The organism is Pseudomonas sp. FFPRI_1 (genome assembly GCF_055384485.1).
Genome location: NZ_AP029168.1, coordinates 6,865,433 through 6,886,344, shown reverse-complemented (window position 1 = coordinate 6,886,344; position 20,912 = coordinate 6,865,433). Strand labels below are relative to the sequence as shown.

At 62.2% G+C, this 20,912-nt stretch carries 23 protein-coding genes; 18 read left to right on the top strand and 5 right to left on the bottom strand.

The genetic code is table 11. The features are described from left to right. The first annotated feature begins 87 nt into the window (after nucleotides 1-87). From mpl to ACZ5BO_RS30910, 3 genes are read left to right on the top strand one after another with little or no spacing between them, the layout of a single operon-like run. The gene (gene mpl, locus ACZ5BO_RS30920) at nucleotides 88-1,437 is read left to right on the top strand and encodes a UDP-N-acetylmuramate:L-alanyl-gamma-D-glutamyl-meso-diaminopimelate ligase (RefSeq protein WP_464697355.1); all 1,350 of its coding nucleotides are present in this window, start codon (nucleotides 88-90) and stop codon (nucleotides 1,435-1,437) included. Beyond that, nucleotides 1,434-2,066, top strand: a complete 633-nt coding sequence (ubiX, locus tag ACZ5BO_RS30915; protein WP_025129315.1) for a flavin prenyltransferase UbiX — start codon at nucleotides 1,434-1,436, stop codon at nucleotides 2,064-2,066. Before mpl ends, ubiX begins: the two co-directional genes overlap by 4 nt. Continuing rightward, nucleotides 2,059-2,346 carry a YceK/YidQ family lipoprotein gene (locus ACZ5BO_RS30910; protein ID WP_025129314.1) on the top strand — a complete coding sequence of 96 codons (288 nt, stop codon included), beginning with the start codon at nucleotides 2,059-2,061 and terminating at the stop codon, nucleotides 2,344-2,346. The genes ubiX and ACZ5BO_RS30910 overlap by 8 nt, the downstream gene beginning before the upstream one ends. Before the next feature lie 55 nt (nucleotides 2,347-2,401). Here the strand turns inward: ACZ5BO_RS30910 and ACZ5BO_RS30905 are convergent, their stop codons facing one another. The 3 genes from ACZ5BO_RS30905 to ACZ5BO_RS30895 form a co-directional block, all read right to left on the bottom strand. Then, entirely contained in the window at nucleotides 2,402-3,043 is a 642-nt protein-coding gene (locus tag ACZ5BO_RS30905; RefSeq protein ID WP_025129313.1) for an oxidoreductase, read from the bottom strand. A gap of 28 nt (nucleotides 3,044-3,071) precedes the next feature. Beyond that, entirely contained in the window at nucleotides 3,072-4,790 is a 1,719-nt protein-coding gene (locus ACZ5BO_RS30900) for a C13 family peptidase (RefSeq protein ID WP_464697354.1), read from the bottom strand. Nucleotides 4,791-4,894: 104 nt separating this feature from the next. Continuing rightward, nucleotides 4,895-5,350 (bottom strand): MaoC family dehydratase, encoded by a 456-nt coding sequence (locus ACZ5BO_RS30895; RefSeq protein ID WP_025129311.1) that lies wholly within the window; start codon nucleotides 5,348-5,350, stop codon nucleotides 4,895-4,897. A gap of 178 nt (nucleotides 5,351-5,528) precedes the next feature. Here ACZ5BO_RS30895 and ACZ5BO_RS30890 point away from each other — a divergent pair, with 178 nt between their 5' ends. Genes ACZ5BO_RS30890 through ACZ5BO_RS30880 form a run of 3 tightly spaced genes read left to right on the top strand, consistent with a single transcriptional unit; the run spans nucleotide 5,529 to nucleotide 7,205 of the window. Next, a complete protein-coding gene (locus ACZ5BO_RS30890) occupies nucleotides 5,529-5,891 on the top strand; it encodes a CidA/LrgA family protein (RefSeq protein ID WP_025129310.1) in 363 nt (120 codons plus the stop codon). Then, nucleotides 5,888-6,604, top strand: coding sequence for an LrgB family protein (locus ACZ5BO_RS30885; protein WP_464697352.1), 717 nt, complete (start codon nucleotides 5,888-5,890; stop codon nucleotides 6,602-6,604). Before ACZ5BO_RS30890 ends, ACZ5BO_RS30885 begins: the two co-directional genes overlap by 4 nt. A gap of 10 nt (nucleotides 6,605-6,614) precedes the next feature. After that, the gene (locus tag ACZ5BO_RS30880; RefSeq protein ID WP_025129308.1) at nucleotides 6,615-7,205 is read left to right on the top strand and encodes an LON peptidase substrate-binding domain-containing protein; all 591 of its coding nucleotides are present in this window, start codon (nucleotides 6,615-6,617) and stop codon (nucleotides 7,203-7,205) included. A gap of 22 nt (nucleotides 7,206-7,227) precedes the next feature. Here ACZ5BO_RS30880 and ACZ5BO_RS30875 read toward each other — a convergent pair whose 3' ends face one another. After that, entirely contained in the window at nucleotides 7,228-8,544 is a 1,317-nt protein-coding gene (locus ACZ5BO_RS30875; RefSeq protein ID WP_025129307.1) for a bifunctional DedA family/phosphatase PAP2 family protein, read from the bottom strand. Between the two features lie 41 nt (nucleotides 8,545-8,585). Beyond that, nucleotides 8,586-9,272, bottom strand: coding sequence for a DNA-3-methyladenine glycosylase (locus tag ACZ5BO_RS30870; protein ID WP_464697350.1), 687 nt, complete (start codon nucleotides 9,270-9,272; stop codon nucleotides 8,586-8,588). Between the two features lie 164 nt (nucleotides 9,273-9,436). Between ACZ5BO_RS30870 and ACZ5BO_RS30865 the strand changes: the two genes are divergently transcribed. From ACZ5BO_RS30865 to lipA, 12 genes are all read left to right on the top strand, one after another. Next, the gene (locus tag ACZ5BO_RS30865; RefSeq protein ID WP_025129305.1) at nucleotides 9,437-10,702 is read left to right on the top strand and encodes a glutamate-5-semialdehyde dehydrogenase; all 1,266 of its coding nucleotides are present in this window, start codon (nucleotides 9,437-9,439) and stop codon (nucleotides 10,700-10,702) included. Then, nucleotides 10,702-11,346 carry a nicotinate-nucleotide adenylyltransferase gene (gene nadD, locus ACZ5BO_RS30860; protein WP_464697349.1) on the top strand — a complete coding sequence of 215 codons (645 nt, stop codon included), beginning with the start codon at nucleotides 10,702-10,704 and terminating at the stop codon, nucleotides 11,344-11,346. Before ACZ5BO_RS30865 ends, nadD begins: the two co-directional genes overlap by 1 nt. A gap of 70 nt (nucleotides 11,347-11,416) precedes the next feature. Then, a complete protein-coding gene (gene rsfS / locus ACZ5BO_RS30855; protein WP_025129303.1) occupies nucleotides 11,417-11,911 on the top strand; it encodes a ribosome silencing factor in 495 nt (164 codons plus the stop codon). Nucleotides 11,912-11,920: 9 nt separating this feature from the next. Beyond that, nucleotides 11,921-12,388: a 23S rRNA (pseudouridine(1915)-N(3))-methyltransferase RlmH gene (gene rlmH, locus ACZ5BO_RS30850; RefSeq protein ID WP_009051038.1), complete on the top strand. Its 468-nt coding sequence runs from the start codon at nucleotides 11,921-11,923 to the stop codon at nucleotides 12,386-12,388. Nucleotides 12,389-12,400: 12 nt separating this feature from the next. Continuing rightward, nucleotides 12,401-14,296 carry a penicillin-binding protein 2 gene (mrdA, locus tag ACZ5BO_RS30845; protein ID WP_025129302.1) on the top strand — a complete coding sequence of 632 codons (1,896 nt, stop codon included), beginning with the start codon at nucleotides 12,401-12,403 and terminating at the stop codon, nucleotides 14,294-14,296. Nucleotides 14,297-14,327: 31 nt separating this feature from the next. Further along, nucleotides 14,328-15,431: a rod shape-determining protein RodA gene (rodA, locus tag ACZ5BO_RS30840; RefSeq protein ID WP_051586088.1), complete on the top strand. Its 1,104-nt coding sequence runs from the start codon at nucleotides 14,328-14,330 to the stop codon at nucleotides 15,429-15,431. Between the two features lie 17 nt (nucleotides 15,432-15,448). Then, nucleotides 15,449-16,459, top strand: coding sequence for a lytic murein transglycosylase B (gene mltB, locus ACZ5BO_RS30835; protein ID WP_025129300.1), 1,011 nt, complete (start codon nucleotides 15,449-15,451; stop codon nucleotides 16,457-16,459). Beyond that, a complete protein-coding gene (locus ACZ5BO_RS30830; protein WP_025129299.1) occupies nucleotides 16,459-17,457 on the top strand; it encodes a septal ring lytic transglycosylase RlpA family protein in 999 nt (332 codons plus the stop codon). Before mltB ends, ACZ5BO_RS30830 begins: the two co-directional genes overlap by 1 nt. A 185-nt stretch (nucleotides 17,458-17,642) precedes the next feature. Beyond that, the gene (locus ACZ5BO_RS30825) at nucleotides 17,643-18,800 is read left to right on the top strand and encodes a D-alanyl-D-alanine carboxypeptidase family protein (protein WP_025129298.1); all 1,158 of its coding nucleotides are present in this window, start codon (nucleotides 17,643-17,645) and stop codon (nucleotides 18,798-18,800) included. Nucleotides 18,801-18,881: 81 nt separating this feature from the next. Next, entirely contained in the window at nucleotides 18,882-19,157 is a 276-nt protein-coding gene (locus tag ACZ5BO_RS30820) for a DUF493 domain-containing protein (RefSeq protein ID WP_025129297.1), read from the top strand. Further along, nucleotides 19,157-19,804: a lipoyl(octanoyl) transferase LipB gene (gene lipB, locus ACZ5BO_RS30815; protein ID WP_025129296.1), complete on the top strand. Its 648-nt coding sequence runs from the start codon at nucleotides 19,157-19,159 to the stop codon at nucleotides 19,802-19,804. Before ACZ5BO_RS30820 ends, lipB begins: the two co-directional genes overlap by 1 nt. A gap of 1 nt (nucleotide 19,805) precedes the next feature. Continuing rightward, nucleotides 19,806-20,828 (top strand): lipoyl synthase, encoded by a 1,023-nt coding sequence (gene lipA, locus ACZ5BO_RS30810; protein WP_025129295.1) that lies wholly within the window; start codon nucleotides 19,806-19,808, stop codon nucleotides 20,826-20,828. Nucleotides 20,829-20,912: the final 84 nt, after the last annotated feature.

The window sequence follows — 20,912 nt, the reverse complement described above, 5'->3', positions numbered from 1 at the left end:
GCGCCACGGCTGCATCTCCCCGTCAGCTAAAGGGTGCGATTTACAGCCCTCTAGGCTAACCTGCGCCGATGTTTTATGAGGTCGACTATGCACATCCATATTCTCGGTATCTGCGGCACTTTCATGGGGTCGATGGCGGTTCTGGCCAAAGAGCTGGGCCATCACGTTACGGGCTCCGACGCCAACGTCTATCCACCCATGAGCACCCAACTGCAAGCCCAGGGCATCGAGCTGACTCAAGGCTATGATCCGGCCCAGCTGGACCCGGCGCCTGACCTGGTGGTCATCGGCAATGCCATGTCCCGGGGCAATCCGGCTGTGGAATATGTGCTGAACAAAGGCCTGCCTTATGTCTCCGGCCCGCAGTGGCTGGCCGACCATGTGCTGCAGGGCCGCTGGGTGCTGGCGGTGGCCGGTACGCATGGCAAGACCACCACCAGCAGCATGTTGGCCTGGGTCCTGGAGCATGCCGGGATGAGCCCGGGCTTCCTGATTGGCGGCGTGCCGCAGAACTTCGCCGTTTCGGCGCGTCTGGGCGACACGCCGTTTTTCGTGATCGAGGCCGATGAGTACGACAGCGCTTTCTTCGACAAGCGCTCGAAGTTCGTCCACTACCGCCCACGCACCGCGATCCTCAACAACCTCGAGTTCGATCATGCGGACATCTTCCCTGACTTGGCCGCCATCGAACGGCAGTTTCACCACTTGGTGCGGACCATTCCCAGCGAAGGCCTGGTGATCCATCCCACCACGGAGCCGGCGTTGCAGCGGGTGATCGAGATGGGCTGCTGGACCCCGGTGCAGACCACCGGTGACGGTGGCCAGTGGCAGGTCAAGTTGCTCAGTGAAGACGGTTCGGCCTTTGAAGTGATGTTCGAGGGTGTCAGCCAGGGCGTGGTGGAGTGGGCGTTGACCGGACAGCACAACGTCGCCAATGCCCTGGCCACTCTGGCTGCTGCACGGCATGTGGGCGTGGTGCCAGCAATGGGCATCGCCGGGCTGAGTGCGTTCAAGAGCGTGAAGCGGCGCATGGAGAAAGTGGCCGAGGTGCATGGCGTGACCATCTACGATGACTTTGCGCACCACCCGACCGCCATCGCCACGACCTTGGACGGATTGCGCAAGCGCGTCGGCGAGGCGCAGGTGATTGCCATCATCGAGCCGCGCTCCAACTCCATGAAACTGGGCGCGCACCGTGACGGTTTGCCGGAAAGCGTCAAGCAGGCCGACCAGGTGATCTGGTATGCGCCGGCCAATCTCGGCTGGGACCTGGCGGCCATTGCCGCCCAATGCGCGGTTCCGTCGACGGTCAGCGACTCTCTGGAAGGCATCATCGAACAAGTGAAAAGCCAGGCCGGGCCGGGGACCCAGGTGGTGATCATGAGCAACGGTGGTTTTGGCGGTCTGCACGGCAAGCTGGCCGAGGCGTTGCAATGAACAACGGCCCGGAGCGCATCACCCTGGCGATGACCGGTGCCTCGGGCGCCCAGTATGGCTTGCGCCTGCTCGATTGCCTGGTGCGTGAGGATCGGGAAGTGCATTTCCTGATTTCCAAGGCGGCGCAATTGGTCATGGCCACGGAAACCGATGTGACCTTGCCGTCCAAGCCGCAGATGATGCAGGCCTTCCTCACCGAGTACACCGGTGCAGAGGCAGGGCAGATCCGTGTCTATGGCAAGGAAGACTGGATGTCGCCGGTGGCCTCGGGTTCCGGCTCGCCGGCGGCGATGGTGGTGGTGCCCTGTTCCACTGGCACCTTGTCGGCAATTGCCACCGGTGCCTGCAACAATCTGATCGAGCGCGCGGCGGATGTGACCCTCAAGGAGCGCCGGCAGTTGATCCTGGTGCCCCGCGAGGCGCCGTATTCCAGCATCCATCTGGAGCACATGCTCAAGCTGTCGAACATGGGCGTGACCATCCTGCCGGCCTCGCCGGGCTTCTATCACCAGCCACAGACCATCGATGACCTGGTGGATTTCGTCGTGGCGCGGATTCTCAACCTGCTGAATATTCCCCAGGACATGCTGCCGCGCTGGGGCGAGCACCATTTGAGCAGTGATGAGTAAATTCCTGCTGATGCTGTTGGTGGTGCTGCAGGTGGGGGGCTGTGCCACGGTGCGCACCTTGAATGCCGCACAACCCGGCGCGCCGGTGGTGTATTCGGGCACCCGCCTGGATCTGTATGCGTTGCAAGGCGGCTGTTGCGCCATGGACCGCTTTGGCGCCGCAGCGCCCAGCTATCCAGGGGCGGACCTGCCGGCCAGTGCCTTGCTCGATACCCTGTTGTTGCCGCTGTCGGTGCTGACCGTGCTGGGCGTGGGGTTTCAGGCTACGGGAGGGTTGTAGGGGGATCGGCCTAACGGCGCCTGCGCAAGCAAGCACCGGTTCGCCAGTGATGGAGTCATTTGCCCAGCTTGCGCAACTCGTCCGATTCCACGACTCGGGTACCGCTTTGTTCTTCCAGGGCCAGGCGCCACATGGCACGGGCCAGTTGGCAGGCTTCGATGCCGCGGTACTTGCCCGGAATCAGCCGCGACAGCGGACCGGCCAGTTGTTCGCCCAGGCGCGGTTCGATCCGGTCACCCAGTAGCAGGGAGGGCCGGCAAATGGTCAGTTGTGGCCACCCTTGCTGCTTCAGGGCTTCTTCCATCTCGCCTTTGACCCGGTTGTAGAAGATCGACGACTTGGGATCGGCGCCCAGGGCGCTGATGACCACCAGATGCCGTGCGCCCATTTCCAGTGCGCGCTTGCCGAAGGCCACCACCAGGTCCAGGTCGACGGCGCGGAAGGCGGCCTCGGAGCCGGCCTGCTTGATGGTGGTGCCCAGGCAGCAGAAGGCGATTTCAACTTTGCCACTCAACTGCGGGAGAAGCACTGCGGGGTCACCGACGGGGTTTTCCAGTCGTGGGTGCTCGCTCAGTGGTCGCCGGCTGGGTGCGAGGACGCGGGTGATGGTGGGCTCGTTGAGCAGGCGATCCAGCAGTTGCTCTCCGGTCAGGCCGGAGGCGCCGGCGAGCAGGATGTGCTGAGGCGTCAAGTACATAGTCATTCCCCCTTGATACTGTTTCAGCTTAGTTGCTCTGTGCTTCCTTGCTGCTTATAGAGACACTTTGCAGTGCTTTTCGTGCCTGCTGTTTGCGCAGTTGCTGCCAGTGTGCAATGACGCCCTTTGGAGCCCAGATCTGCGGTTCGGACGCTTCGAAGTTATCGGCCTGTTCACGTTCGGCCACGGTAGCCCGCGCCAGTTTGAATGCGTGCTCCAGGTCGTCGGTCTGGTTCAGGGCCTGGGCGAACAGAGCGTCGCCGAAGTAGGTGAAGTCGGCCTCTTCCGAACAGCCGAAGGACACCCGGTCTGCCTGGGAGGCGGTCATGATCAAGGTGTGCTCGTCCTTGAGGGCGGGAATGAAACCGCCGGAATAGCAGGACGAAATGACGATGATCTTGTCGCGATTTTTCAACGGCGCCAGGGCTGTGGCCAGTTCGTCGGCGGGCAGGTCCGCCAGTTCCAGGCGCGGCTGGTCGAGGACCAGTTCGTGGGCGCTGGTGCCGTGGCTGGTGAGGTAGATGAACACCAGGTCTTCGGGGCCGCTGCGCGCGGCCAGGGTCTGGGCGGCGCGGCGCAGGTTTTCCCGGGTGGCCATGGGGCGGTTCATCAGATGGTCGCGGTGGTTGACCAGGCGGATCTGGCCATAGGCGCCGAAGCGGCTGGCGAGCATGTTGCTGACGTAGTCGGCCTCACGCAGGAAGACGCTCTGCTTGCCATCGCCGGCCAGGGTCAGGCTGTAGAGTTCGATGGCTGCAGTAGAGGCGGGCACCGCATCGAGGGCTTCCTTGAGCAAGGTCCCCTGGACCAGCAGGGCGGTTTCCAGCGGGTCGGGCAGCAGCTTGCCATCGGCGTCGCGGACCCGCAGGCCGTTGTTCCACACGCCGCTCTGCACGCTGCCGTCACGCAGTACCAGGACTCCGTGGCCCTGGTAGTTGTCGCTGTCGAAGCCGCCGACATAAAAGCTGCCGTCGCTTAGGTTCAGGCGCCCCTCGCCGCTGAAGCGCCAGTCGCTGAAGGTGCCGACATAATGGCTGCCATCAGCGCCGATCAGTTCGCCTTTGCCACCCAGTGCGCCTTCCTTGAATTGGCCGATCCAGACGTCGCCATCGGAGTTCTCATAGCGGCCCTTGCCATTGAGCTGGTTGTGTTTGAAGCCGCCGACGTAGATGTCGCCCTCGGCGCTGTTGAAGGTGCCATTGCCCTCCAGCTGGCCATTGACGAAGTGCCCGGTGAACTGGTTGCCGCTGGCGTCGCTGCGCTGGCCTTCGCCGTTGGGCTTGCCCTTGGCGAACTGGCCCTGGTATTGGCTGCCGTCTTCCAGCTCCAGGCGGCCCAGCCCCGAGTACAGGTCGGCCTTGAACTCGCCACGGTAGGTCATGCCGTCTTCTTTGAGGGTCCCTTCGCCGTCTCGGCGGCCCAGTTTGAAACCGCCGTTGTAGCTGCTGCCCTTGGTGGTCAGGGTGCCCTGGCCATGGAACAGGCCTTGCTGGAACTGGCCGCGGTAAACCTCGCCATTGCTGCCGTGCCACTCCCCCTGGCCATGCCATTGGCCGTTGTCGAACTGGCCGGCGTACCAGCTGCCGTTGGGGTAGTCGATGCGCCCTTGACCCTGCAGCAGGCCGTTGACCAGTTCACCGCGGTAGCGCCCGCCGTCCGGCAGACGGGCATCGGGCGGCAACAATGACTCGCCGTCTCCGCAGGCACTGAGCAAAAGGGTCAAAACCAGGGGTGCAAGTGGGCGCATAACGGGTTCCGGATAATTAGGGGACCGAGTATGCCGCAGCGGTGTGGCTTATATATAGAGAGGTTGAGCGAAACAGCGTGAGCTGTTTCGCATCAGGGGGTATTTCAGACGAAGCAGAGCGACAGGGGTTCGGCGATGTAGGCGGGTTTTTCCTGGCCGTCGATCTCCAGGGTGGCGGTGGCCTTGAGCAGCCACTGGCCGGGTTTCTTCTCGGTGACTTCGGTCAGGTCGACCTTGAGTCGTACCTTGGAGTCGACCTTCACCGGCTGGATGAAGCGCACGCTGTCCAGGCCATAGTTGACCACCATCTTCAGGCCCTGGGGCAGCACGAGGATGTCTTCCATCAATTTGGGGATCAGCGACAGGGTCAGGAAACCATGGGCGATGGTGCTGCCGAACGGAGTTTGTGCCGCCTTGACCGGGTCCACGTGAATGAACTGGAAGTCGCCGGTGGCCTCGGCAAACAGGTTGATACGCTCCTGGTCAATGGTGAGCCATGGGGAACGTCCCAGTTCCTTCCCGACATAATCTTTGAGCTCTGCAACAGGAACATAGGGCATTGACACTCTCCTTGGTTCAACGATTTTTTAGTATTCGACGCAGCGTTTCGCGGTCTGAAACTTCCACTCTAGATCATCATGGCGATCTGGCCTGGTAAACATCCATGCTTTTGGCGAATGCCGATCCATAGCGTCTGCGTGCTTATAATGCGCGACGGGTCCTGGCTGGAGAGGCGGTATGTTGTTACGCGGTTTGACATGGCTGGTGCTGTTCCAATTGCTCGGGACGGCGCTCAATCATTTGCTGTTGCCCGTGCTTCCGGGACCGATCATCGGCCTGTTGCTGATGCTGGTATTCCTGATCGTACGCGGTGAAGTGGGCGAACCGTTGAACCTGGCGGCCAGCAGCTTGCTGCGCTACCTGCCGTTGCTGCTGGTGCCGCCTGCCGTTGGGGTGATGGTCTATGCCCGGGATATCGCCGCGGATTTCTGGGCCATCACCGGCGCGCTGGTGCTGTCGCTGGTGGTGTCCATGGCCTTTGTCGGGGTGCTGATGCAGCGTCTGGTCAAGCGCCAGGCCCGGCGCGAGGAGCGCCCATGATTATCGATTGGCAGGGTGCCTGGGCGGCGGTGATTCACCACCCCTTGTTCGGCATTGGCATTACCCTTGGCGCCTATCAACTGGTGCTGGCGGCCTTCGAGAAGACCCGCTGGATGTTCCTGCAGCCGGTGCTGGTGTCCATGTTGTTGGTGATCACAGTGCTGCTCGGCTGTGGCCTGAGCTATGCCGAATACCGCAAGAGCACGGAGATCCTGAGTATCTTGCTGGGGCCCGCCACGGTAGCCCTGGCGGTGCCGCTGTACCTCAATCTGCGGCGCATTCGCCAATTGTTCTGGCCGATTTTTACTACGCTGGTGGTGGGTGGGGTGGTGGCGACCAGTCTGGGGGTACTGTTGGGCGGGTGGTTTGGCGCCGAGCACATGATCCTGATGACCATGGCGCCCAAGTCGGTGACTTCACCGATCGCCATGCTGGTGGCCGAGCAGATTGGCGGTGTCGCAGCGCTGGCGGCGGTGTTCGTGTTGATCACGGGCGTGATCGGGGCCATCTTCGGCCCGGGCATTCTCAACCGCCTGGGAGTCCATGCGCCTGAAGCACGAGGCATGGCCCTGGGCATGACCGCTCATGCGGTGGGCACTTCGGTGGCCTTGCAGGAAAGCGAGGAGTGCGGCGCCTTTGCGGCGTTGGCGATGAGTCTGATGGGCGTGGCCACGGCGGTGTTGTTGCCGTTGGCGGTGTCTTTGCTGGTTTAAGGATGGGTGTATGAGCCTGGCGCTGTTTCCGCTGAATACCGTGTTGTTCCCTGATTGCGTCCTCGATCTGCAGATCTTCGAGGCCCGCTACCTGGACATGATCGGCCGCTGCATGAAGCAGGGCAGCGGTTTCGGGGTGGTGTGCATCCTGGAGGGCGACGAGGTCGGTGCGGCCGCACCGGGCTTTGCCTTGGTGGGGTGCGAGGCACTGATCACCGACTTTCATCAGCAGGGCAACGGGCTCCTGGGGATCCGGGTCAAGGGCGGTCGGCGCTTTCGAGTCCTGAGCAGCGAGGTGCAGAAGGACCAGTTGACGGTGGCGCAGGTGCAGTGGCTGGAGGAGGCTGAGGAGCAGCCGCTGCAGGACGAGGACGCCGACTTGATCGCGCTGCTCAAGGCCCTGGCCGAGCACCCGATGGTCGAGGCCCTCGACATGGGCGTCGAAGCCCGGGGCCAGTTGTCCCTGGCCAATCAACTGGCCTACCTGCTGCCCTTTTCCGAGCGGGACAAGATCGACCTGTTGCAACTGGATGAGCCGCAACAGCGGCTCGATGCCATTCAGGTGCTGCTGGATGAGTTGCAGGGCGAGCTCTTCGCCTGAGCGGCTGCCCTCTCATCACGGCTCAATAGGCGTACCGCAGCAGGGCATGGGGCAGATGCCGCATGGCCATGAACCCGCACATCAGTAGCATCACTGGCAACAGCAGCCACCAGGCTTTGGCCGGCATCGGCGGCAGTGGGCATCGCCACTGAATCAAGGTCAGGCTGGCGGCGCAGACACAGACTGCCAGCAAGGTGCCCGCGAGGATGTCGGTGGGCCAATGGGCGCCCAGGTAAACCCGGGACAAGGCGATTGCCGCGGCCGGCAGGCAGCCCAGCAGCAGCCAGGTCAGGCGCATGCGCGGTGGCTGACCGCGACCGGCCAGCACCGCCAGGGTCAGGAACAGCGCAAAGGCCCCTGAAGAATGTCCGCTGGGCATGCTGAAGCTGGTGAGCGGTTCGCTCAGCACCTCGGGGCGGAGCCGGGCGAAAAACCATTTGCTACCGGTGTTGGCCAGGGCCGTGCACATCAGGGTTGCACCGGCAAATATCGCCTGGCGCCATTGACGCAATGCCAGCAGCAACAGGGTCAGCACCGCACTGAGGATGAACATGGCGCGAAATTCGCCGATCTGGGTGACCATCACCATGATCTTGTCCAGGACTGGCTCGCGGTGCTCCTGCACCAGGGCGATCAGTCCCTGGTCAAACTGGGTCAGGTAGGGAAAGCCGCTGAACAGCGCGACCAGGAGCAGCAGGCTCAGGCCGGACATGAGCTGGGTCGCCCGGCGATGACGGCGCAGGCTGCTGTTGACGCTCAGGCCAATCAACGCGGCCAGGCTGGCGATGACGATCCCGGCCTGGGGCCAGAAACCTTCCGGCAATGGCAGGCGAATTGCAGCGCCTGTGGCCCAGCCAGGGAGCAGGTACGCCACCGACCAGCCGGTGGCAGCCAGTAGGCTGACGGCGAAAAAGCGCGGAAAAGGCATGTCGAACATGCCCGCGACCATCGGCAGCATTGGCCGCAGCGGGCCAATGAAGCGTCCTACCAGCAGGCTGGCAATGCCATAGCGCTGGAAATAGGACTCAGCGCCACTGATCCACTCTGGATGCTGGCGCAGGCCTGGCAGGCGGCGGATGCTCTGATGAAAGCGTCGTCCCAGCACGTAGGACACCACGTCCCCCAGCAAGCCGCCGAGCAGGCCCAGCAGCAGGGTTTCCCCCAAAGACAGCGCGCCGTTGCCGGCCAGCACGGCTATGGCGAACAGCAGCACGGTACCCGGGACGATCAGGCCGGCGATTGCCAGGCATTCTATGCAGGCCACGATGAAGACGGCGGCGGCCAGCCACTCTGGATGGGTGGTCAGCCAGGCGGTTACGCTGTCGAGCCATGGGCCCATAGATTCAACTCCATTGTCAGTGTCTGGCGGGTGCTGGGGCGTCAGTCGAGGCTGAGGTAATCACGGCCTTCGACTTGGCCGCGGCGCAGGGGGTTCCGTGTGCAGTAGGGGGCATAGGCGGCATCGACAAAGCGGTACATCAGGTGTTCGTCGCGCCCGTGGGGGATGCCCAGGCGAGTGGTCTGCAGAATGTGCGGTACGGCGGCGCCTACATCCTCGACCAAGAGGACTTCATGATCGAAGCGTTTCGCATCCCAGTCAGGGACTTTCAGGCCCAGGGCCTTGCACAGCAGTGTCTGGCCGGCACAGAGCTTCTGTGAAGATCGTGGCCGGCCGGCGCTGTCGGGATTGTTCAAGAGCATTTGCGCCAGGCTGGCAGGCCCGCAGACGTCGTCGACCCAGGGGTAGGCGGACTTGATCAGTACCGCATTGCCGGGGCCCTGGGCGCTGAAGTTCAGCGAGTCACCACCTCGGGCGTAGTACATATAGATGTGCCCGCCATCCAGAAACAAAGCCTTACGCTTTTCTGTGTAGCCGAGGGAGGCGTGGCTGCCTTTTTCCTCGCAGTAATAGGCTTCGGTTTCGATAATTCGCGCGGATAACCACAACTCGCCGACTTTATGGCGGATGACTTTGCCCAGCAGTTCGCGGGCCAGAAGCTGCGCATCACGGTCGAAAAAGCAGTCGGGCAGGGCTTTGGGCAGTTTCGCGGGGGTCAGGATGGACATGGGGCGCAGGGTTATGGCGGAAAATGTGACGGAATCATAACAACTCCAGGCTTAATTCAGGCTGAACCACGAGTATTTCGACCATCCGCCCGTGACCGCTGTCCGTGGGCGGGCGCGACAGCTATAATCAGCCGCTTTCCTCTTTGCCAAGACCACACCAGACCATGACTGAGTCCGTTCTTGACTACATGACCCGTTTGGGTCGCGCTGCCCGCCAGGCCTCCCGGGTGATCGCCCGCGCTACCACCGCACAGAAGAACCGTGCGCTGCTGGCGGCTGCCGATGCATTGGACGCGGCGCGACCGGAACTGACGGCAGCCAACGAGCAGGATCTGGCCAATGGCCGGGCCAATGGTCTGGAGCCAGCGCTGCTGGATCGCCTGGCGCTGACGCCTGTGCGTATCGATGAAATGATCGAAGGTCTGCGTCAGGTGGCCAAGCTGCCTGACCCCATCGGTGAGATCCGCGATATGCGCTACCTGCCTTCGGGCATCCAGGTGGGCAAGATGCGCGTGCCCCTGGGGGTGATCGGCATCATCTACGAGTCACGGCCGAACGTGACCATCGATGCCGCCAGCCTGTGCCTGAAGTCGGGCAACGCCACCATCCTGCGGGGCGGTTCCGAGGCGATCAATTCCAATCGAGCCATTGCGACCTGCATTCAGCAGGGCCTGGCGGCTGCCGATCTGCCGGCCCATGTGGTGCAGGTGGTGGAAACCACCGACCGCGCCGCGGTAGGGGCGCTGATCACCATGCCCGAGTTCGTCGATGTGATCGTGCCGCGTGGCGGCAAGAGCCTGATCGAGCGGGTCAGCCGCGATGCCAAGGTTCCGGTGATCAAGCACCTGGACGGCGTCTGCCATGTGTTCATCGACGTGGCGGCGGACCTGGACAAGGCGATCCGTATCGCCGACAACGCCAAGACCCATCGCTACGCCCCCTGCAACACCATGGAAACCCTGCTGGTGCACGCTGCCATTGCCGATCGGGTATTGCCGCCGCTGGCCGCAATCTATCGCGACAAGGGCGTCGAACTGCGGGGCTGTGCCCAGACCCGTTCGATCCTGGGGGGCGATGTGCTGCAAGCCACTGAAGAAGACTGGCGTACCGAGTACACTGCGCCGATTCTTTCGATCCGGGTGCTGGATAACCTGGAGCAAGCCATCGAGCACATCAACACCTACGGTTCGCACCATACCGATGCGATCGTCACCGAGAACTTCAGTGACGCCCGGCGCTTCCTTAACGAAGTGGATTCCAGCTCGGTGATGGTCAATGCTTCGACGCGCTTTGCCGACGGCTTTGAATACGGCCTGGGCGCGGAGATCGGCATCTCTACCGACAAGCTGCACGCCCGTGGCCCGGTGGGTCTGGAAGGGCTGACCAGCGAGAAATATGTGGTCTTCGGCGACGGTCACGTGCGCACTTGATGGGCAAACGTATCGGTCTGCTGGGCGGCACCTTCGATCCAGTGCATATCGGCCACTTGCGTGGCGCGCTGGAGGTGGCGGAATCCATGCAGCTCGATGAGCTGCTCCTGACACCCAGTGCCAGGCCGCCTCATCGGGATACACCGCAGGTGTCGGCGCTCGACCGTCTGGCGATGGTCGAGTGTGCAGTGGCGGGCGTCTCCCCTCTGGTGGTGGACGATCGTGAACTGAAGCGGGACAAGCCGTCCTACACTATCGACACCCTGGAGCAGATGCGGGCCGAGCTGGCCGCAGATGACCAATTGTTTCTGTTACTGGGCTGGGACGCTTTTTGCGGCCTGCCCACCTGGCATCGCTGGGAGGAGTTGCTCCAGCATTGCCACATCCTGGTGCTGCAACGCCCGGATGCCGACAGCGAGCCGCCGGATGCCCTGCGCAACCTGCTGGCGGCGCGTTCGGTGAGCGACCCATTGGCCCTCAAGGGGCCGGGGGGACACATTGCATTCGTCTGGCAGACGCCGCTCGCGGTGTCTGCCACCCAGATCCGTCAACTGCTGGCCAGCGGTAAGTCGGTACGTTTCCTGGTGCCTGACGCGGTTCTGGCCTACATCGATGCGCACGGACTTTACCGTGCGTCGAACTAAAGCGGCGCGCTTGAAGGCACGAACAGTCGTGTATTGAAGCGCCCGAACATACGAGCAAAACGAGTTTTATATGACGAACAACGACGTAAACAAAGTAAAGCGCAAAGGCACCTTCAAAAGTGCACCGCTGCCGGAAAAAGTCATCAGTGGTGAGCCCCTCAAGGGCGAAGAGCTGGTCAAGGTTGCCGTAGCGGCCCTGGAAGACGTCAAGGCTCAGGACGTACTGGTGATCGACGTACGTGACAAGCAGAGCATCACCGACTACATGATCATCGCCACCGGTACCTCCAACCGCCAGATCGGCGCGATGCTGGACAAGGTGCGCGAGTCGGTCAAAGCCCAGGGCGTCAAGCCGCTGGGTGAAGAAGGCAAGGGCGACAGCGACTGGGTCCTGCTGGATATGGACGACGTCATCGTGCACATGATGACTTCCAATGCCCGTCAGTTCTACGACCTCGAGCGTCTGTGGAAAGGTGCCGAGCAGAGCCGTGCCGCCGATGGCAAGCACCACAGCCCTGAAGTCGGCCACGAGCACTTCAACAAGCTCAACAAAGACCAGGAATAAGGGGCGGTTGTGCGCCTGCGTCTGATCGCTGTCGGTTCACGCATGCCCAAGTGGGTGGAAGAAGGTTGGCACGAATATGCCAAGCGCCTGCCATCCGAGCTGGCGCTGGAGCTGGTGGAAATACCGCTCAATACCCGGGGCAAGAACGCCGACGTGGCCCGCTTCATCCGCCAGGAAGGCGAAGCCATGCTGGCCAAGGTCGGGCAGAACGAGCGCATCGTTACCCTCGAGGTGCACGGCAAGCCCTGGAGCACCGAGCAGCTGGCGGTGGAGCTGGATCGCTGGCGCCTGGATTCGCGAACCGTGAACTTCATGGTCGGCGGCCCGGAGGGGCTGGCGCCTGAGGTGTGCGCACGGGCGGATCAGCGCTGGTCGCTGTCGCCGCTGACCTTGCCGCACCCGCTGGTGCGGATTCTCATCGGTGAACAACTGTATCGTGCCTGGACCGTGCTGTCCGGGCACCCTTACCACAAGTAGCCCGCGCCCCTAATGTCCCAGCCGATCCGTATCAAGGACCACGAAAAAGACGCCCGTCTGGTGCGTGGCCGGGTCGTGTTCGGCGCCATTATGGTGGTTTGCCTGATCGGGGTGCTGATTGCCCGGCTGTATTACCTGCAGGTGATCCAGTACGACTATCACTCGACCCTGTCGGAGAACAACCGGGTTCATGTGCAGCCTATTCCTCCCACTCGCGGGCTGATTTTTGACCGCAATGGTGTGGTGGTGGCCGATAACCGTCCCAGCTTCAGCCTGAGCATGACCCGAGAGCGTTCCGGCGATTGGCAGCAGGTGCTCGATGTGATTGTCGAGGTGCTGGAGCTGACCCCGGAAGACCGGGTGCTGTTCGAAAAGCGCATGAAGCAGGGGCGGCGGCCATTTGAGCCGGTGCCGATCCTGTTCGAGCTGACGGAAGAGCAGATCGCCCGCATCGCGGTGAACCAGTTCCGCCTGCCTGGGGTGGAGGTGGTTGCCCAGTTGGTCCGGCATTACCCTCAGGGGGCGCACTTTGCTCACTCTGTGGGGTACATGGGGCGGATCAACGAAAAGGAGCAGAAGTCCCTGGACCCGGTGAACTACGCGGGTATTCACCATATCGGCAAGACCGGCATCGAGCGTTTCTACGAGTCGGAGCTGCATGGCCAGGTGGGTTACGAAGAGGTTGAGACCAACGCCCGGGGGCGGGTACTGCGAGTGCTCAAGCGTACCGATCCGATTCCCGGCAAGGACATCGTTCTGAGCCTGGACATCAAACTGCAGGAAGCTGCCGAGCTGGCCCTGGGTGGGCGCCGGGGTGCCGTGGTGGCGCTGGACCCGAACACCGGCGAAGTCCTGGCAATGGTCAGTCAGCCGAGTTTCGATCCCAACCCGTTCGTCACGGGCATCAGTTTCAAGGCCTATGCCGAACTGCGCGACTCCATCGACCGGCCGCTGTTCAACCGGGTATTGCGTGGCCTTTACCCGCCGGGTTCCACCATCAAGCCGGCGGTGGCGATTGCCGGGCTGGACGCCGGGGTGGTCACGGCTTCGACCCGAGTCTACGACCCGGGTTACTACCAGCTGCCCAATTACGATCACAAGTACCGCAACTGGAACCGTACCGGTGACGGTTATGTCGACCTGGACACCGCGATCATGCGGTCCAACGACACCTATTTCTACGACCTTGCCCATAAGCTGGGCATCGATCGGCTTTCGGCCTATATGAACAAGTTCGGGATAGGCCAGAAGGTCTCGCTGGACATGTTCGAGGAGTCCCCGGGGTTGATGCCGACTCGCGAGTGGAAGCGCGCCACCCGGCGTCAGGCCTGGTTCCCGGGGGAAACCCTGATTCTCGGAATCGGCCAGGGCTATATGCAGTCGACGCCGCTGCAGCTGGCCCAGGCCACGGCACTGGTGGCCAACAAGGGCCGCTGGAATCGTCCGCACCTGGCCAAGAGCATCGAGGGCGAGAAGCCCGTGGATCACAACCCGATGCCGGATATTGTCCTGCGTGACCCCTCGGACTGGATGAAGGTCAACCACGGCATGCAGCAGGTGATGCATGGTGCCCGGGGTACCGCCCGCAAGGCTGCGGCCGGTTCGCCGTACCGGATTGCCGGCAAGAGTGGTACCGCCCAGGTGGTGGCGATCAAGCAGGGTGAGAAGTACGACCGCTCCAAGGTTCAGGAACGGCACCGCGACCACGCCCTGTTCGTCGGCTTCGCTCCGGCAGAAAACCCCAAGATCGTGGTCTCGGTGATGGTCGAGAACGGTGAGTCGGGTTCCGGTGTTGCAGCCCCGGTAGTGCGTCAGGTGATGGATGCCTGGCTTCTCGGCCAGGACGGCCAGCTCAAGCCCGAGTTCACCAGTCCTGTCAGCACGGAGGCTACGGCCCGTGAAGAGTAATTTTGACCGCATCCTCTCCAGTGAAGACGTGATGCGGCGTCGTGCCACACTGCTGCAGCGCCTGCACATCGACGGCCCCTTGCTGATCCTGCTGCTGACCCTGGCTGCCGGCAGTCTGTTCGTGCTGTATTCCGCCAGTGGCAAGAGCTGGGACTTGCTGGCCAAGCAGGCCACTTCGTTTGGCATCGGCCTGGTGTCGATGATCGTCATTGCCCAGTTCGAGCCGCGCTTCATGGCCCGCTGGGTCCCCTTGGGGTATGTGTTCGGCGTGGTGCTGCTGGTGGTGGTGGACGTCATGGGCCACAACGCCATGGGTGCGACCCGCTGGATCAACATCCCGGGGGTGATTCGCTTCCAGCCGTCTGAGTTCATGAAGATCATCATGCCGGCGACCATCGCCTGGTACCTGTCCAAGCGCACCCTGCCGCCTCATCTCAAGCATGTGGGGATCAGCCTGGTGCTGATCGGCATTCCCTTCATCCTGATCGTGCGCCAGCCAGACCTGGGTACGGCCTTGCTGATCCTGGCCGGGGGCACCTTCGTGCTGTTCATGGGCGGGCTGCGCTGGCGCTGGATCCTCAGCGTGCTGGCGGCGGCGGTGCCGGTGGCCATCGCCATGTGGTTCTTCATCATGCACGACTACCAGAAGCAGCGGATCCTGACCTTCCTCGACCCGGAAAGCGATCCCTTGGGCACCGGCTGGAACATCATCCAGTCCAAGGCTGCCATTGGTTCCGGCGGCGTGTTTGGCAAGGGCTGGCTGCTCGGCACCCAGTCGCACCTGGACTTTTTGCCGGAAAGCCACACCGACTTTATTATCGCGGTCATGGGCGAGGAGTTCGGCCTGGTGGGTATTTGCGCCCTGCTGCTGATCTACCTGCTGCTGATCGGGCGCGGCCTGGTCATCACTGCCCAGGCGCAAACGCTGTTCGGCAAGTTGCTCGCGGGCAGCCTGACCATGACGTTTTTTGTTTACGTTTTCGTCAACATCGGTATGGTCAGTGGCTTGTTGCCGGTGGTGGGGGTTCCGTTGCCGTTCATTAGCTACGGAGGAACTTCGCTGGTGACGCTACTGTCAGCGTTTGGGGTTTTGATGTCGATCCATACCCATCGCAAGTGGATCGCGCAGGTTTGATTAAGGTGAAGAACTCAATGCAAGTAATGCGTGGCTGGGCCGCTCGGCATGCGCCGTGGGTCGGTCTGGTAAGCATCCTTGGTGCAGCGCAATCCGCGTTCGCCGGTGATTACGAAGGTTCGCCGCAGGTGGCCGAATTCGTCGGTGAAATGACTCGGGACTATGGTTTCGCCGGGGAACAGCTGATGGGCGTGTTCCGCGAGGCCGAGCGCAAGCAGTCGATTCTTGACGCCATTTCGCGGCCTGCCGAGCGGGTCAAGCAGTGGAAGGAATACCGCCCGATGTTCCTCACCGACGCGCGCATCGCCCGCGGTGTGGATTTCTGGCGTCAGCACGAAGCCGTGCTGGCCCGTGCCGAACAGGAATACGGGGTGCCGGCCCAGGTCATCGTTTCGATCATCGGGGTTGAAACCTTTTTTGGCCGCAATACCGGTAATTACCGGGTGATCGACGCGTTATCGACCCTGGGTTTCGATTATCCGCCACGTGCCGAGTTCTTCCGCAAGGAGTTGCGCGAGTTCCTGCTGCTGGCCCGTGAAGAGCAGCTCGACCCCTTGAGCCTCAAGGGCTCCTACGCGGGCGCCATGGGGCTGCCACAGTTCATGCCGAGCAGTTTTCGCGCCTACGCGGTGGATTTTGACGGTGACGGGCACATCAATATCTGGACCAATCCGGACGATGCCATCGGTAGCGTGGCCAGTTACTTCAAGCGTCACGGTTGGGTGGCCGGCCAGCCGGTGGTCAGCCGCGCCGATGTGCGCGGCGATCGTGTGGATGAGGGCCTGACCACGGGTATCGAGCCGACCAAGACCGTCGGGGAGTTGCGGGCCCTGGGGTGGTCGAGTCATGATGCGCTGCGCGATGATATGCCGGTCACCGCTTTCCGTCTGGAAGGTGACAATGGCCCGGAATACTGGATGGGCCTGAAGAATTTTTACGCGATCACTCGCTATAACCGCAGCGTGATGTACGCCATGGCCGTACATCAGTTGTCTGAACAGCTGGTCCAAGCACGGGGCGTCAAGTAATGCTGGCAATGCCAATTCCAAAACCCCTGAAGCTGGTGGCTTTTGCCGCGTTGTCCCTGCTGGTGGTCAGTTGCTCGACGAGCCGCTCGCCGCAGCAGAAGTCTTCCAGCGCGGTGCGTTCGATGCCGGGCCTGGATGTCAACCGTGCCCACAAGGATGGCGCGCCCTGGTGGGATGTCGACGTGTCGCGGATTCCCGACGCCACTCCGACCCTGCACACCGGCCCCTACAAGGCCAATCCCTACACGGTTCTGGGCAAGACTTACTTCCCTATCCAGGAATCCAAGAACTACGTCGCGTCCGGCACGGCATCCTGGTATGGCACCAAGTTCCATGGCCAGAACACGGCCAACGGCGAGGTCTACGACCTTTACGGCATGAGTGCCGCGCACAAGACCCTGCCGCTGCCCAGTTATGTACGGGTAACCAACCTGGACAACAACCGCAGTGTGGTCCTGCGGGTCAACGACCGCGGTCCGTTCTATTCCGACCGGATCATCGACTTGTCCTACGCAGCAGCGAAGAAGCTCGGTTACGCCGAAACCGGCACTGCGCGGGTCAAGGTCGAGGGCATCGATCCGCAGCAGTGGTGGGCCCAGCGCGGGCGTCCGGCGCCGTTGATGCTCAATGAGCCGCAAGTGGCGCAGAACAACGCTCCGGTGATCACGGCTTCGGCCGGCACGGTCGAGCAATGGACTCCGCCGCCCCAGCAGCACGCGGCAGCTGTGGTTCCCGTACAAGTGAAAAACACCGCAGCAGCTTCTGGCCAGTATCTGCAGGTGGGCGCCTTCGCCAACCCGGACGCTGCCGAGCTGTTGAGGTCGAAACTGAGCGGAATGGTGAGCGCCCCGGTGTTCATCAGCTCGATCGTGCGTAACCAGCAGACGCTGCACCGAGTGCGCCTGGGGCCATTCGGTACGCCGAGTGAGGCCCAGCAAGCACAGAACAGCGTGCGCCTGGCCAACCTGGGCCAGCCGAGCGTGGTCACTGCCGAGTAGCAGTACTGAAGATTGAAGGTCCGCTTGCGGTATTGGGGGGCGGACCCGGGTTGTTGGCTCGTCGAACAACAAAAGCCCGGCAAGGGCCAGTGAGTGAGCAACTGCACACGCGATAGCCCTTCAGAAGGCTGTCTGAAATAGTTTTGCCCCTAGGGCAAGTTTCCATTAGCAACTTCGAGAGACGGATGAACATCACCACCTTTGCCAAACGCCTGTGCCTGCTTGTCCCGCTGATCATCACGCCCGCCGCCTGGGCGGTCGAAGCGATGCCGTCGCCACCGCAACTGGCTGCCAAATCCTATGTGCTCATGGATGCCAGCAGCGGTAACGTGCTGGTGGAGAACAATGGTGACCAGCGTCTGCCGCCGGCCAGCCTGACCAAGCTGATGACCGCCTACATCGCGACCCTGGAAATCCGTCGCGGCCAGATCGGCGAGAACGATCCGGTGACCGTCAGCGAGAACGCCTGGCGTACCGGCGGTTCGCGGATGTTCATCAAGGTCGGCTCGCAAGTCACCGTCAGCGACCTGCTGCACGGCATCATCATCCAGTCGGGCAACGACGCCAGCGTCGCGGTTTCCGAGCACATCGCCGGCAGCGAAGACGCCTTCGCCGACATGATGAACAAGACGGCAACCGACCTGGGCATGAGCAACAGCCACTTCATGAACCCTACCGGCCTGCCGAACCCCGAGCACTACTCGTCGGCCCACGACATGGCGGTACTGGCTCGCGCGATCATTCATGAAGATCCGGCCCACTACGCGATCTACTCGCAGAAAGAGTTCTTCTGGAACGGCATCAAGCAACCCAACCGCAACCTGCTGCTGTGGCGCGACAAGACCGTTGATGGCCTGAAGACCGGCCACACCGACGAAGCCGGCTACTGCATGGTGTCTTCGGCGGTACGTGACGGCATGCGCCTGATCGCCGTGGTGTTCGGCACCAACAGCGAACAAGCTCGTGCTGCCGAGACCCAGAAGCTGCTGACCTACGGTTTCCGTTTCTTCGAAACCCAGACCTTCTACCAGAAGGGCACCGAGCTGGCCCAGGCTCCGGTCTGGAAGGGCACTACCCATCAGGTCAAGGCCGGCCTGGCTGAAGATCTGACCATGACCATGCCTAAAGGCCAGCTCAAGAAACTGGCTGCGAGCATGACCATGAACCCGCAACTGGTCGCGCCGATCGCCAAGGGCGACGTGATTGGTAAGGTCGAAGTGAAGCTGGACGACAAGGTGGTGCACAGCGCCGACTTGATTGCTCTGGAAGCGGTCGACGAAGGTGGTATCTTCCGCCGCATGTGGGATAGCATCCGTCTATTCTTCTACGGCTTGTTCAACTGATATTGTCGACCCGCATGGCCCTCGCTCTGAAGTAGAGCGGGGGTCGTGTTCGTCGCCACGGCTTACGAGGCCGTTACTGCCATGACAGACACTGACGTTAAGTCGCACAAGATTGAATTTCCCGTCGACGACTATCCGATCAAGGTGATCGGTGACACGGTTGTCGGCTTCAAGGACACCGTGATCGAGATCCTTGCCAAGTACGCCACCCTGGACATCAAGTCCCTGGCCGAGCGTCAGAGCAGCAACGGCAAGTACACCACGGTACAACTGCACATCACCGCCACCGGTGAAGACCAACTGCGTGATATCAATAGTGCCCTGCGTGCTACCGGTGTCGTCCACATGGTGCTGTGATGCCACAGACGCTGGGCTTTCGTGAGCTTGGCCAGATGGCTTACGAGCCGGTCTGGCAGGCCATGCAGCGCTACACCAATGAACGCGGTACCGATGCCGCGGACGAAATCTGGCTGGTACAGCATCCGCCGGTCTTTACCCAGGGCCAGGCAGGCAAGGCCGAACACCTGCTGCTACCGGGAGAGATCCCGGTAGTGCAAGTGGATCGCGGCGGCCAGGTGACTTATCACGGTCCGGGCCAGTTGGTGGCCTATCTGTTGCTGGATGTGCGTCGCCTGGGTTTTGGCGTGCGCGACCTGGTGAGCCGGATGGAGCTGTGCCTGATCGAGCTGCTGGCCAGCTATGGCGTGCCTGCGGCGGCCAAGCCCGATGCGCCGGGGGTCTACGTCAATGGGGCGAAGATCGCCTCGCTGGGCCTGCGTATCCGTCGCGGATGCTCCTTTCACGGGCTGGCTTTGAACGTGGACATGGATTTGCAGCCGTTTCGACGGATTAACCCCTGTGGTTATGCCGGGTTGGCCATGACCCAGCTGAGCGACCATGCAGGGCCGATTGATTTTGCCGAGGTAAGTGCCCGGCTGCGTGCGCAGCTCGTCAAACACCTCGACTATGCTGAGCAGACGACCCTAACGGGCGGAATCGACTGATATGACTACTGCGCAAGACGCTGTTCAAACCCTGATCCCGACGCTGGATATTTCCGAGCGAGCGGCCCGTCCGAAAGTTGAAGCCGGCGTCAAATTGCGCGGTGCGGAAAAGGTCGCGCGCATTCCGGTTAAGATCATTCCGACCACCGAACTGCCCAAGAAGCCCGACTGGATTCGCGTGCGCATCCCGGTGTCTCCGGAAGTCGATCGGATCAAGCAACTGCTGCGCAAGCACAAGCTGCACAGCGTCTGCGAAGAGGCGTCCTGCCCGAACCTGGGGGAGTGCTTCTCCGGCGGTACTGCGACCTTCATGATCATGGGCGACATCTGCACCCGTCGCTGCCCGTTCTGTGACGTGGGCCACGGTCGTCCGAAGCCTCTGGATGTCGATGAGCCGATGAACCTGGCAGTGGCCATCGCCGACCTGCGCCTGAAGTACGTGGTGATCACCTCGGTGGACCGCGATGACCTGCGCGATGGTGGTGCCCAGCACTTTGCCGATTGCATCCGCGAGATCCGCAAGCTGTCGCCGAACGTGCAGTTGGAAACCCTGGTGCCCGACTACCGCGGTCGCATGGATGTAGCTCTGGAAATCACCGCGGCTACCCCGCCGGATGTTTTCAACCACAACCTGGAAACCGTGCCGCGCCTGTACAAGGCTGCACGCCCGGGTTCGGACTACCAGTGGTCGCTGACCTTGCTGCAGAAATTCAAGCAGCTGGTGCCTCATGTACCGACCAAGTCCGGCCTGATGCTGGGCCTGGGCGAGACCGACGATGAGGTCATCGAGGTCATGAAGCGCATGCGCGAGCACGATATCGACATGCTGACCCTTGGCCAGTACCTGCAGCCGTCCCGCAATCACTTGCCGGTACAGCGCTTCGTGCACCCGGACACCTTTGCCTGGTTCGCCGAAGAGGGTTACCGGATGGGCTTCAAGAACGTTGCTTCCGGCCCGTTGGTACGTTCTTCCTACCACGCCGACGAGCAAGCGAAACTGGCCCGCGAAGGCCTGGTTTCCTGATTTTCCTGCCCGCAAGGCCTGAGTCTTGCGGGCAGTTTCCCGGCTCATCCGAGCACCTCTGCGGCTTGCGCTGCTTTCTTGCCT

Excerpts from the sequence above, each read along its gene's own strand:
- mpl (WP_464697355.1), top strand. The coding sequence starts at position 88 with ATGCACATCCATATTCTCGGTATCTGCGGCACTTTCATGGGGTCGATG.
- ubiX (WP_025129315.1), top strand. The coding sequence starts at position 1,434 with ATGAACAACGGCCCGGAGCGCATCACCCTGGCGATGACCGGTGCCTCG.
- ACZ5BO_RS30910 (WP_025129314.1), top strand. The coding sequence starts at position 2,059 with ATGAGTAAATTCCTGCTGATGCTGTTGGTGGTGCTGCAGGTGGGGGGC.
- ACZ5BO_RS30905 (WP_025129313.1), bottom strand. The coding sequence starts at position 3,043 with ATGTACTTGACGCCTCAGCACATCCTGCTCGCCGGCGCCTCCGGCCTG.
- ACZ5BO_RS30900 (WP_464697354.1), bottom strand. The coding sequence starts at position 4,790 with ATGCGCCCACTTGCACCCCTGGTTTTGACCCTTTTGCTCAGTGCCTGC.
- ACZ5BO_RS30895 (WP_025129311.1), bottom strand. The coding sequence starts at position 5,350 with ATGCCCTATGTTCCTGTTGCAGAGCTCAAAGATTATGTCGGGAAGGAA.
- ACZ5BO_RS30890 (WP_025129310.1), top strand. The coding sequence starts at position 5,529 with ATGTTGTTACGCGGTTTGACATGGCTGGTGCTGTTCCAATTGCTCGGG.
- ACZ5BO_RS30885 (WP_464697352.1), top strand. The coding sequence starts at position 5,888 with ATGATTATCGATTGGCAGGGTGCCTGGGCGGCGGTGATTCACCACCCC.
- ACZ5BO_RS30880 (WP_025129308.1), top strand. The coding sequence starts at position 6,615 with ATGAGCCTGGCGCTGTTTCCGCTGAATACCGTGTTGTTCCCTGATTGC.
- ACZ5BO_RS30875 (WP_025129307.1), bottom strand. The coding sequence starts at position 8,544 with ATGGGCCCATGGCTCGACAGCGTAACCGCCTGGCTGACCACCCATCCA.
- ACZ5BO_RS30870 (WP_464697350.1), bottom strand. The coding sequence starts at position 9,272 with ATGTCCATCCTGACCCCCGCGAAACTGCCCAAAGCCCTGCCCGACTGC.
- ACZ5BO_RS30865 (WP_025129305.1), top strand. The coding sequence starts at position 9,437 with ATGACTGAGTCCGTTCTTGACTACATGACCCGTTTGGGTCGCGCTGCC.
- nadD (WP_464697349.1), top strand. The coding sequence starts at position 10,702 with ATGGGCAAACGTATCGGTCTGCTGGGCGGCACCTTCGATCCAGTGCAT.
- rsfS (WP_025129303.1), top strand. The coding sequence starts at position 11,417 with ATGACGAACAACGACGTAAACAAAGTAAAGCGCAAAGGCACCTTCAAA.
- mrdA (WP_025129302.1), top strand. The coding sequence starts at position 12,401 with ATGTCCCAGCCGATCCGTATCAAGGACCACGAAAAAGACGCCCGTCTG.
- rodA (WP_051586088.1), top strand. The coding sequence starts at position 14,328 with ATGCGGCGTCGTGCCACACTGCTGCAGCGCCTGCACATCGACGGCCCC.
- mltB (WP_025129300.1), top strand. The coding sequence starts at position 15,449 with ATGCAAGTAATGCGTGGCTGGGCCGCTCGGCATGCGCCGTGGGTCGGT.
- ACZ5BO_RS30830 (WP_025129299.1), top strand. The coding sequence starts at position 16,459 with ATGCTGGCAATGCCAATTCCAAAACCCCTGAAGCTGGTGGCTTTTGCC.
- ACZ5BO_RS30825 (WP_025129298.1), top strand. The coding sequence starts at position 17,643 with ATGAACATCACCACCTTTGCCAAACGCCTGTGCCTGCTTGTCCCGCTG.
- ACZ5BO_RS30820 (WP_025129297.1), top strand. The coding sequence starts at position 18,882 with ATGACAGACACTGACGTTAAGTCGCACAAGATTGAATTTCCCGTCGAC.
- lipB (WP_025129296.1), top strand. The coding sequence starts at position 19,157 with ATGCCACAGACGCTGGGCTTTCGTGAGCTTGGCCAGATGGCTTACGAG.
- lipA (WP_025129295.1), top strand. The coding sequence starts at position 19,806 with ATGACTACTGCGCAAGACGCTGTTCAAACCCTGATCCCGACGCTGGAT.